The sequence below is a fragment of the Fusobacterium sp. IOR10 genome (assembly GCF_010367435.1).
In the GTDB taxonomy this organism is placed as follows: Bacteria; Fusobacteriota; Fusobacteriia; order Fusobacteriales; family Fusobacteriaceae; genus Fusobacterium_B.
Genome location: NZ_WJWY01000022.1, coordinates 26082 through 35685 on the forward strand (window position 1 = coordinate 26082; position 9604 = coordinate 35685).

11 protein-coding genes are annotated in these 9604 nt (G+C 27.8%); all 11 read left to right on the plus strand.

Annotated elements, in window-relative coordinates; genetic code table 11:
* The 11 genes from obgE (at position 1) to trmB (ending at position 9474) form a co-directional block, all read left to right on the plus strand.
* Positions 1–1287, plus strand: a complete 1287-nt coding sequence (gene obgE / locus GIL12_RS07160; RefSeq protein ID WP_163469822.1) for a GTPase ObgE — start codon at positions 1–3, stop codon at positions 1285–1287.
* A 16-nt stretch (positions 1288–1303) separates the two neighbouring features.
* Positions 1304–2215: a tRNA (adenosine(37)-N6)-dimethylallyltransferase MiaA gene (gene miaA / locus GIL12_RS07165; RefSeq protein ID WP_163469823.1), complete on the plus strand. Its 912-nt coding sequence runs from the start codon at positions 1304–1306 to the stop codon at positions 2213–2215.
* A gap of 65 nt (positions 2216–2280) precedes the next feature.
* A complete protein-coding gene (locus tag GIL12_RS07170; RefSeq protein ID WP_163469824.1) occupies positions 2281–2667 on the plus strand; it encodes a hypothetical protein in 387 nt (128 codons plus the stop codon).
* The gene (locus GIL12_RS07175; RefSeq protein ID WP_239056078.1) at positions 2654–3049 is read left to right on the plus strand and encodes an ATP-binding protein; all 396 of its coding nucleotides are present in this window, start codon (positions 2654–2656) and stop codon (positions 3047–3049) included. Before GIL12_RS07170 ends, GIL12_RS07175 begins: the two co-directional genes overlap by 14 nt.
* 4 nt (positions 3050–3053) lie before the next feature.
* Positions 3054–3404: an STAS domain-containing protein gene (locus GIL12_RS07180; protein WP_163469826.1), complete on the plus strand. Its 351-nt coding sequence runs from the start codon at positions 3054–3056 to the stop codon at positions 3402–3404.
* A 16-nt stretch (positions 3405–3420) separates the two neighbouring features.
* Entirely contained in the window at positions 3421–4986 is a 1566-nt protein-coding gene (gene rny, locus GIL12_RS07185) for a ribonuclease Y (RefSeq protein ID WP_163469827.1), read from the plus strand.
* Positions 4987–5108: 122 nt separating this feature from the next.
* Positions 5109–5900: a TIGR00282 family metallophosphoesterase gene (locus tag GIL12_RS07190; protein ID WP_163469828.1), complete on the plus strand. Its 792-nt coding sequence runs from the start codon at positions 5109–5111 to the stop codon at positions 5898–5900.
* 9 nt (positions 5901–5909) lie between these two features.
* Positions 5910–6839 (plus strand): 50S ribosomal protein L11 methyltransferase, encoded by a 930-nt coding sequence (gene prmA / locus GIL12_RS07195; protein WP_163469829.1) that lies wholly within the window; start codon positions 5910–5912, stop codon positions 6837–6839.
* 26 nt (positions 6840–6865) lie between these two features.
* Positions 6866–7528 carry a (d)CMP kinase gene (gene cmk / locus GIL12_RS07200; RefSeq protein ID WP_163469830.1) on the plus strand — a complete coding sequence of 221 codons (663 nt, stop codon included), beginning with the start codon at positions 6866–6868 and terminating at the stop codon, positions 7526–7528.
* Between the two features lies 1 nt (position 7529).
* Complete coding sequence (locus tag GIL12_RS10145) at positions 7530–8762, plus strand: 3-deoxy-D-manno-octulosonic acid transferase (RefSeq protein ID WP_239056079.1); 1233 nt, start codon at positions 7530–7532, stop codon at positions 8760–8762.
* A 13-nt stretch (positions 8763–8775) separates the two neighbouring features.
* On the plus strand, positions 8776–9474 hold the full coding sequence (gene trmB, locus GIL12_RS10150; protein ID WP_239056080.1) for a tRNA (guanosine(46)-N7)-methyltransferase TrmB: 699 nt from the start codon (positions 8776–8778) through the stop codon (positions 9472–9474).
* Positions 9475–9604: the final 130 nt, after the last annotated feature.

Consider the following 9604-nt stretch of genomic DNA (forward strand, 5'->3'; position numbering starts at 1 on the left):
ATGTTTATAGATGAAGTTGTAATTACAGTAAAAGCTGGAAATGGTGGGGATGGAGCTGCCACGTTTAGAAGAGAAAAATTCATCCAATTTGGTGGACCAGATGGTGGAGACGGTGGAAGAGGTGGAGAAGTTAGATTTGTAGCAGACTCTAACATAAACACCCTTGTTGATTTTAAATTTAAGAAAAAATTTCAAGCTGAAGATGGTGGAAACGGAGCTAAAAAAAGATGTTTTGGTAAAAATGGAGAAGATTTAGTAATAAAGGTTCCAGTTGGAACTCAAGTTAGAGATTATGAAAGCGGAAAATTATTATTAGATATGAATACTCTTGGGGAACATAGAGTATTTTTAAGAGGTGGAAAAGGTGGATTTGGAAATGAGAAATTTAAAAATTCAATAAGAAGAGCACCTAAAATGGCAGAAAAAGGAAGAGAAGGAGCAGAGGTAAAGGTTAAATTAGAACTAAAACTTCTAGCAGATGTTGCTCTTGTTGGATATCCTTCAGTTGGGAAATCAAGTTTGATAAATAAAGTTTCTTCAGCTAAATCAAAAGTGGGAGCTTACCACTTTACAACTCTTGAACCTAAATTAGGAGTAATTAGATTAGGAGAAGAAAGATCCTTTGTTATTGCAGATATACCAGGGTTAATAGAAGGTGCAAGTGAAGGAGTTGGACTTGGGGATAAATTCTTAAGACATATTGAAAGATGCAAAATGATTTATCATATTGTTGATGTTTCAGGAATAGAAGGAAGAGATCCTATTGAAGACTACAAAAAAATAAATAAAGAATTAACAAAATTTAGTGAAAAATTAGCAAATAAAAAACAAATAATATTAGCAAATAAAATGGATTTATTATGGGAAACAGAAAAATATGAAGAATTTAAAAAATATGTTGAAGCAGATGGTCATAAGATTTATCCAATATCAGTTATATTAGGAGATGGAATAAAAGAAGTTATCAATGAAACATATACATTGCTTCAAGATATTAAAAGGGAACCTTTAGAGGAAGAAGCAAATATATTACAAGTTATTAAGGAACAAAAAACTACCAAAGCACCATTTATTATTACTGAAACTGAAGAGGGACTTTATGATGTTGATGGAGCTATGGTTGACGGAGTTTTAGCTAAATACATAATAACTTATGAAGAAGAATCAGTAATAACATTTATACATATGTTGAAAAATCTAGGACTAGAAGAAGCATTGAGAGAAGCAGGAGTTCAAGATGGGGATACTATAAGAATAGCAGATGTAGAATTTGATTACGTTGAATAGTTAAAGGAGAAAATAAATGATAGGAATAGTTATAGCTGGGCCTACTGGAGTAGGTAAAACTGAGTTATCTTTGAAAATAGCTAAATTATTACAAGGGGATATAATCTCTGCAGATTCAGCTCAAGTTTATAGAGGTATGGATATTGGAACTGCTAAAATAACAGAGGAAGAAAAACAAGGGATAAAACACTATATGCTTGATATAGTTGATCCTGTTGAAAAATATAGTGTTGGTAATTATCAAAAAAAAGTTGACGAGATATTATTTGAAAAGGAAAAAGAAAATAAAAATATAATCTTAACAGGGGGAACTGGTCTGTATATTAGGTCAATTACAGATGGGTTATCAGATTTACCAGGAGCAGATAAAAAATTAAGGCAGAATATGGAGAAATTTTCAGATTCTGAACTTTTAACAAAATTAAAAGAATTAGACGAAGAAAGTGCAAATTTAATTCATGAAAATAATAGAAAAAGAGTTGAGAGAGCTTTGGAAGTTTGTCTATTAACAGGGGAGAAATTTTCAGAAATTTCTAAAAAAAATATAAAAAATAATAACTATAAATTTTTAAAGCTTTATCTTACTAGAGATAGAGAATCATTATATGAAAGAATAAACAAAAGAGTTGATATAATGATGGAACAAGGTCTTTTGGAAGAAGTAAAATTTTTATATGAAAAATATGGTGGAGAAATTTTAAAAAAAATAAATATTATAGGCTATAATGAGCTTATTAATTTTTTAGAGGGGAATAGTTCCTTAGAAGAGGGAATAAATGCCATTAAAAAAAATTCAAGAAGATATGCTAAAAGACAAATAACTTGGTTTAAAAAAGATAAAGATTATGTAGTATTGGACATTGATAAAATGTCAGAAGAGGAAATAATATCAGAGATTCAAAAGCTTTATTCATCAAAGGTATATTAATAATTAACTTGATAAATATTATCAGTTATGATATCATAAAATAGTATTTAATGGGAGTTACACCTATGAAAAAAATAGTAGTTTTTTTTGCTTTAATTTTTTTATTTATCTCTTGTTCAAACAATCAAGTAAAGATTGGAGATGAAAATATAAATAGTTTTTTAAGGGACATTAAGGTGAATATTAAGAATAATAATATTTCAGCTATTGAGAATGATTTTGAACAGAGTATTTATAATAGAAAAACAATAGAAGAGTTGAAAAAATATAATTTTAAAAATGCAAACATAGTATTTGGTAAAACTAAAATAACAGGGACACATGCTGAAAATATTATAGGTTTTGTTTTTTCAGAAGAAGTTATTTATTTACATGGAAAATATAAGCTTGTAAAAGGAAAATGGAAAATAGAGAGGGTGGAAGATGGGAGAAAAAATATTGAAAAAGAATGAAATAAAACTTCTTGTTTCTTCAGCTTTAGAAAATCTTTCCGTTATTAGATCATTAATAAAAACTTATTTAAATCTTCACAATATAGAAGATAGAAATATTATGGAGATTTTGACAATAGTGGATGAACTTGCAACAAATGTTGTAGAACACGGGTATCAATATCAACCTGGAGAGTTAATAATCACAGTTGAAAAGGATAATAATATTATAAGGTTGGTAGTAGAAGATAATGGGATTGGTTTTGATGATGAGAAATTAAGCAAAGAAGAAGGCGGAATGGGTCTAAAGATAGCAAAAAAAATGTCAGATAACTTTAAAATTGAGAAAAAGCTAAATGGAACTAAATTTAAAGTTGAAAAAAAAATTAAGGAGGGTAATTAACAATATGGATGCGAATTTCAATATATTAGAAAGAAAAGAAGGAGAAGTTGTTGTAATAGAAGTAGCTGGAGAACTAGATGCTTTAGTAGCCCCTAAATTAAAAGAAAAAATTTCAAAGGAAATGGAAAATGGGGAAACTAAGTTTATTATAAATTTTAAAGAATTAGTTCACATTAATAGTTTGGCAATGGGAATATTAAGAGGAAAATTAAAATCTACAAAGGAAATAGGTGGAGATATAAAGCTTTCAAACTTAAACGACCATATTAAATCTATATTTGAAATGATTGGGTTAGATGAAATATTTGAAATATTTGAAAACGAAAAAGAGGCTTTAGATAGCTTTAAAAAATAAATAAGGAAGTGAATATATGGGTTATGCACTAGGGATAGGTACTGGGATACTAGGATTCGCAATAATTTTTGCTATAGTATACAAAAAATCAACAATAGATAAAAAAATATTAGAATTAAGAGATATGGAAGATGAGCAATTAAAAGCTCAAATAAAATCAAAAGAAATAATAAAGAATGCTGAGGCAGAAGCAAATATTTTAAGAAAAGATATAGAATTAAAGGCTAAAGAAACAATTTTTCATTTAAAAGAAGAAGCAGATAAAGAAATAAAAATAGCTAAAAATGAGATGCTTCAAAAAGATTTAAGATTAACAAAGAAAGAAGAAAACTTAGATAACAAATTAGAAAAAATAGAGGAAAAAACTTCTCGTTTAGAAGAAAAATCAAAAGAATTAGAAACTAAAAGCCTTGAAATTGGAAAATTAATAGAGAGAGAAGAAAATGAATTAGAAAGAATTTCAGGACTTTCAAAGGAAGAAGCTAAAGAATTATTAATTGTTAAATTAAAGGATAATTTAGTTCATGAATCAGCTGTTGCAATAAAAGAATATGAAGCTAGATTAAAAGAAACTAAAGACAATATTTCCAAAAGAATACTTTCAACTGTTATAGGAAAAGCAGCATCTGAATATGTTGTAGATTCAACAGTATCAGTTGTTAATCTTCCAAACGATGAAATGAAAGGAAGAATCATAGGTAGAGAAGGAAGAAATATAAGAACAATAGAAACTTTAACAGGGGTAGATATAATAATAGATGACACTCCAGAAGCAGTGGTTCTTTCAAGTTACGATGGTGTTAAGAGAGAAATAGCAAAAAGAGCTATCGAAAAATTAATAGCTGATGGTAGAATACATCCGGGAAAAATTGAAGAATTAGTTAATAAATCTAAAAAAGAAATTGAAAAAGATATATTAGAAGCAGGGGAACAAGCTTTAATAGAAGTTGGAGTACAAGGTGTACATCCTGAAATAATAAAAGTATTAGGTAGATTAAAATATAGAACAAGTTATGGACAAAATGTATTAGTGCATTCAATAGAAGTAGCTAAGTTAGCATCAAATTTAGCAGCTGAATTAGGAGCAAATACTAAACTTGCAAAAAGAGCAGGATTGTTACATGATATAGGTAAAGTTTTAACACATGAAACAGAATCTTCTCACGCAATTATAGGTGCAGAATTCTTAAAGAAATATGGAGAAAAAGAACCAGTTATAAATGCAGTTAAGGCTCATCATAACGAAGTTGAACCAAGTACTGTGGAAGCTGTATTAGTTCAAGCTGGAGACGCTGTGTCAGCATCAAGACCAGGAGCTAGAATGGAAACACTATCATCTTACTTAAAAAGATTATCAGATTTAGAAGAAATTGCTAAATCTTTTAAAGGTGTAGAATCATCTTATGCTATACAAGCTGGAAGAGAAATTAGAATCATAATTAATCCAGATGTTGTAAATGATGATGAAGCAACAGTTATGGCAAGGGATATGGCTAAAAAAATAGAAGAAACTATGCAATATCCAGGACAAATAAGAGTTACTATTTTAAGAGAAACTAGAGCAACAGAATATGCAAAATAAATAAGAAAATAAGGAGAGTATTTAGATACTCTCTTTTTTTATTTAAAGGATTTTGATTTTAATATAAAAAATGTTATAATTGTGGAGCATAATATAAAATTTTAAAATAGAAAGAAGGAAGTATGAGAGTATTAGTAGTTGGAGATATAGTAGGAAGACCAGGAAGAAAAACATTTGAGAAATATGTTAGAAATTTTAAGGAAAAGTATGACTTTATAGTAGCTAATGGAGAAAACTCTGCAGCAGGATTTGGAATAACATCAAAAATAGCTGAAGAATTTTATGCTTTAGGAGTAGATGTAATTACAAGTGGTAACCATATTTGGGATAAAAAAGAGATTTACACTTATTTAGAAGGAACAGATAGATTACTTAGACCACTAAATTATCCAAAGGGAGTTCCAGGAAAAGGTTATACAATAGTAAAAAGTAGATCAGGCATAAAAGTAGGAGTAGTTTCATTGCAAGGTAGAGTTTTCATGCCTCCAACAGATTGCCCTTTTACAAGATTTTCAGAAGTTATAGAAGAAATAAAAAGAGAATGTAAAATAATCATTGTTGATTTCCATGCAGAGGCGACTTCAGAAAAGATAGCCATGGGAAGATATTTTGATGGGAAAATTTCAGTTTTATATGGGACACATACACATGTTCAAACAGCAGATGAAAAAATTCTTTTAGAAGGAACAGGATATATATCAGATGTTGGTATGACTGGTTCAGATAATGGAGTTATAGGGATGGATGCAAAATCAATAATTCCTAAGTTCATAGAGTGTCTTCCTCAAAGATTTGAAATAGCTAATGGAAAAGAAAGATTAAATGGATTGGATATTGAAATCGACGAAGAGACAGGGGAATGTACAAGAATAGATAGAATAAATATGTCTTTATCTCAAATAGAAATATACTAAGGAGTTATAATGAAAGTTGAAGAAATAAAAGTTATTTTTGAAAGTGAAGACATTGAAAAATCTAAAAAGGAAATAGGAGATATTTTTTATGACTTTGGTGCAACAGGTTTAAAAATAGAAGAGCCAATGACTCATAAAAATCCCTTGGATTTCTACAAAAATGAAAAGGATTTTCTTATGGTGGATCACGCTGTATCAGCATATTTTCCATTGAATTTTTATGCTGAAAAAAGAAGAAAGGCAATATTAAATGCCTTTGAAGAAAAGTTTTCCCAAAGGGAAGATGTTATCTATACAGTTGATTTTTATGATTATGAAGAGGAAGATTATCAAAATAGTTGGAAAAAATATTTTTATACTCAAAAAATAAGTAATAGATTTGTAGTAAAACCAACTTGGAGAGATTATGAACCATTGGAAGATGAATTGGTTATAGAAATAGATCCAGGAAGGGCCTTTGGTACAGGAACACATCCAACTACATCACTTTGTATAAAATTAATGGAAGAAAATATAAGTGATCAAGATAGGGTAATAGATGTGGGAACAGGATCAGGAATATTAATGGTTGCAGCAGAAAAACTAGGGGCAAAGGAAATTATAGGTACTGATATTGATCCAATGGCAATTGAAGTTGCCAAGGAAAACTTAGAGCTAAATAAGGTTTCTTTAGAGAAAGCAAAGGCCTATGCAGGGGATTTAATTTCAGTGGTAAAGGAAGATAAATTTGATGTTGTTGTTGCAAATATATTAGCAGATGTACTATTAATATTACTTAAAGATATTTCCAAAGTAGTTAGAAAAGATGGGCTAGTAATATTTTCAGGAATAATAGAAGATAAATTGGAAGAAATGAAAAAAGCAATAGAATCTCAAGGGCTTGAAATTTTAGAAGTAAAAGAAGATAAAGAATGGAGAGCAATTTTAATGAAAGCCTAACAAATGGTGAGGGGGAGTAAAACAATATGGGAAATTTTATAGTGGCTATAGATGGACCTGCTGGAAGTGGGAAAAGTACCATTGCAAAACTTTTAGCAAAAAGATTTAATTTAACATATTTAGATACAGGGGCTATGTATAGAATGGTGGCTTTATATTTTTTAAATAATAATGTGGATTTTAATAACATTGAAGAGATAAAAAAGATATTGCCCTTAATTGAAATAGATATAATAAATGAAAAATTTATACTAAATGGTGAGGACGTTTCTTCTGAAATAAGAACGCCAAGAGTTACAGAAAAAGTTTCATTTGCTGCTAAAATAAAAGAAGTTAGAGAAAAATTAGTAATTCTTCAAAGAAAAATTTCCTTTGGGAAAGATGTTGTTTTAGATGGTAGAGATATAGGTACTGTTGTTTTTCCAAATGCAGATTTAAAAATATTTTTAGTAGCTTCTCCAGAGGAAAGGGCAAGGAGAAGAGTTGAAGATTATGCTGCAAAGGGAATACAAGAAGACTATGACAAAGTTATAGAAGATATAAGGAAAAGAGATTACATAGATTCTCATAGAGAGGAAAGTCCTTTAAAAAAGGCAAAAGATGCAATTGAGTTAGATTCTAGCCTTATGAAAATTGATGAAACAGTTGACATTTTAGAAAAATATATAAAAGAAAAAAAAGGTGAATAAAATGATATATAATTTTTTAAGATTAATATTATATATCCCTTTATCTATAATAATTATTTTTAGTGGTAAAAAAAGAAAATTTATAATAAAAAGACTTTTTCAAAATTTTAATAATTTAAAAAAAGGAAAAGATTATATTTGGATTCATTGTTCTTCTGTTGGGGAAATTAATTTATCAGATTCTTTAATAAAAAAAATATTGCTAGAAAGAAAAGAGAATATTTTAATAAGTATGTTCACAGATACTGGGTATAAAATAGCTAATAAAAAATATGAAAATGAAGATAGAATTGATATTTGTTACTTTCCCATAGATGATTATTTCATGATAAAAAAAATATTGTCTAAAATAAATATTAAATTATTAATAATCATTGAAACAGAAATTTGGCCAAACTTAATAAAATTGAGTTCTAAAAGGGCTAAAGTTATTTTAGTAAATGGAAGAATATCAGATAGAAGTTACAGAAAATATTTAAAATTAAAATCTATTACTAAGGCTTTATTAACAGGGGAAATAGATAAATTTTACATGCAAACTGAAATAGATGCAAAGAGGATAAAAGAGATAGGTGCTACAGAATCTAAGGTTTTTGTTGTTGGAAATTTAAAATTTGATATTGAAATAGAAGATTATTCAATGGAAGAAAAATTAGAACTAAAAAATAAAATAAAAGCAGGAAATAGAAAAATATTAGTTGCAGGAAGTACTAGAACAGGGGAAGATGAGATTTTATTAGAAGTTTTTAAAAATCTAAAAAACTATGTTTTAGTTCTAGTTCCTAGACATTTGGAGAGAATTCCTAAACTAGAAAAATTATTATTGGATAACAACTTTTCCTTTGAAAAATTAAGTGAAATCAAAGATGAACAAGGGGAAAAAGATATTATAATAGTTGATGAAATGGGTATTTTAAGGAAGTTTTATTCTATTAGTGATGTTGCCTTTGTAGGGGGAACCTTGGTAAATATTGGAGGACACAGCCTGCTAGAACCATTATTTTTTAGGAAAACTCCTATTTTTGGAAAGTATCTTCAAAATGTAAAGGATATTTCTAAAGAAATTCTAAAAAGAAACATAGGTTTTAAAGTTGAAAATTCTAAGGATATATTAAAGTCAATAGAAGTAATAGAAAATCACACTGTTGAAAATAAAGAAATAGAAGATTTCTTCAATGAAAATAGAAATGTAGCTTTAAAAATATTACAAGAAATAGATAAAATAATAAAATAAATTTGGAGGATTAATGTCAGATCAAATAAAAAAAGAATATTGGAGTCATTTTTTCAAGAGACCTAAAAAAAATTATAACCCATATATGGAAAGATTAAAGGAATATCCAGAATACATAATGTATGACAAAGAAATTATGGATTCATATAAGGGAAAATGGAAAGAATATTTTGGAAATAATAATCCAATATATGTGGAAATAGGTTCAGGAAGTGGGAATTTTGCAATAGGTATGTGTGAAAAATATCCAAAAGTAAATCATATAGCCATTGAGCTTAGATTTAAAAGATTACACACTTCTGCTAGAAAATCAAAAAAAATTGATTTAAAAAATGTATTATTTATAAAAAGATTTGGGGAAGAAATACCTGAATTTGTTGGTGAAAATGAAATTTCAGGAATGTATATAAACTTTCCAGATCCTTGGGAAGGAAATGAAAGAAATAGAATAATTCAGCTACCTTTATTTGAAACTTTAGATAAAGTTTTAAAGATTGGAGGAAAATTATTTTTTAAAACAGACCATGACGCCTATTATGAAGATGTATTAGAACTATCTAAAGAATTAAAAAATTATAAGGTTGTTTATAATACTTGTGATTTACATAATAGTGAAAAATCTGAAAATAATATTTTAACAGAGTTTGAAGAATTATTTTTAAATAAATTTCAAAAAAATATAAATTATATAGAAATAGAAAAAATAAAATAAAAAAGGTTCTTTGTCAACTGGTGTTGGTGGAGAAAAATAAAAAAATAAATAATGTTTTTGTTCCTTCAGCTTTATGCTGAAGGAATTTTTATTTTTGTTAAATTGCTATAAATTAAAATTCTATTTCTTA

Excerpts from the sequence above, each read along its gene's own strand:
- GIL12_RS10145 (WP_239056079.1), top strand. The coding sequence starts at position 7,530 with ATGATATATAATTTTTTAAGATTAATATTATATATCCCTTTATCTATA.
- trmB (WP_239056080.1), top strand. The coding sequence starts at position 8,776 with ATGTCAGATCAAATAAAAAAAGAATATTGGAGTCATTTTTTCAAGAGA.
- obgE (WP_163469822.1), top strand. The coding sequence starts at position 1 with ATGTTTATAGATGAAGTTGTAATTACAGTAAAAGCTGGAAATGGTGGG.
- GIL12_RS07190 (WP_163469828.1), top strand. The coding sequence starts at position 5,109 with ATGAGAGTATTAGTAGTTGGAGATATAGTAGGAAGACCAGGAAGAAAA.
- prmA (WP_163469829.1), top strand. The coding sequence starts at position 5,910 with ATGAAAGTTGAAGAAATAAAAGTTATTTTTGAAAGTGAAGACATTGAA.
- rny (WP_163469827.1), top strand. The coding sequence starts at position 3,421 with ATGGGTTATGCACTAGGGATAGGTACTGGGATACTAGGATTCGCAATA.
- miaA (WP_163469823.1), top strand. The coding sequence starts at position 1,304 with ATGATAGGAATAGTTATAGCTGGGCCTACTGGAGTAGGTAAAACTGAG.
- GIL12_RS07170 (WP_163469824.1), top strand. The coding sequence starts at position 2,281 with ATGAAAAAAATAGTAGTTTTTTTTGCTTTAATTTTTTTATTTATCTCT.
- GIL12_RS07180 (WP_163469826.1), top strand. The coding sequence starts at position 3,054 with ATGGATGCGAATTTCAATATATTAGAAAGAAAAGAAGGAGAAGTTGTT.
- cmk (WP_163469830.1), top strand. The coding sequence starts at position 6,866 with ATGGGAAATTTTATAGTGGCTATAGATGGACCTGCTGGAAGTGGGAAA.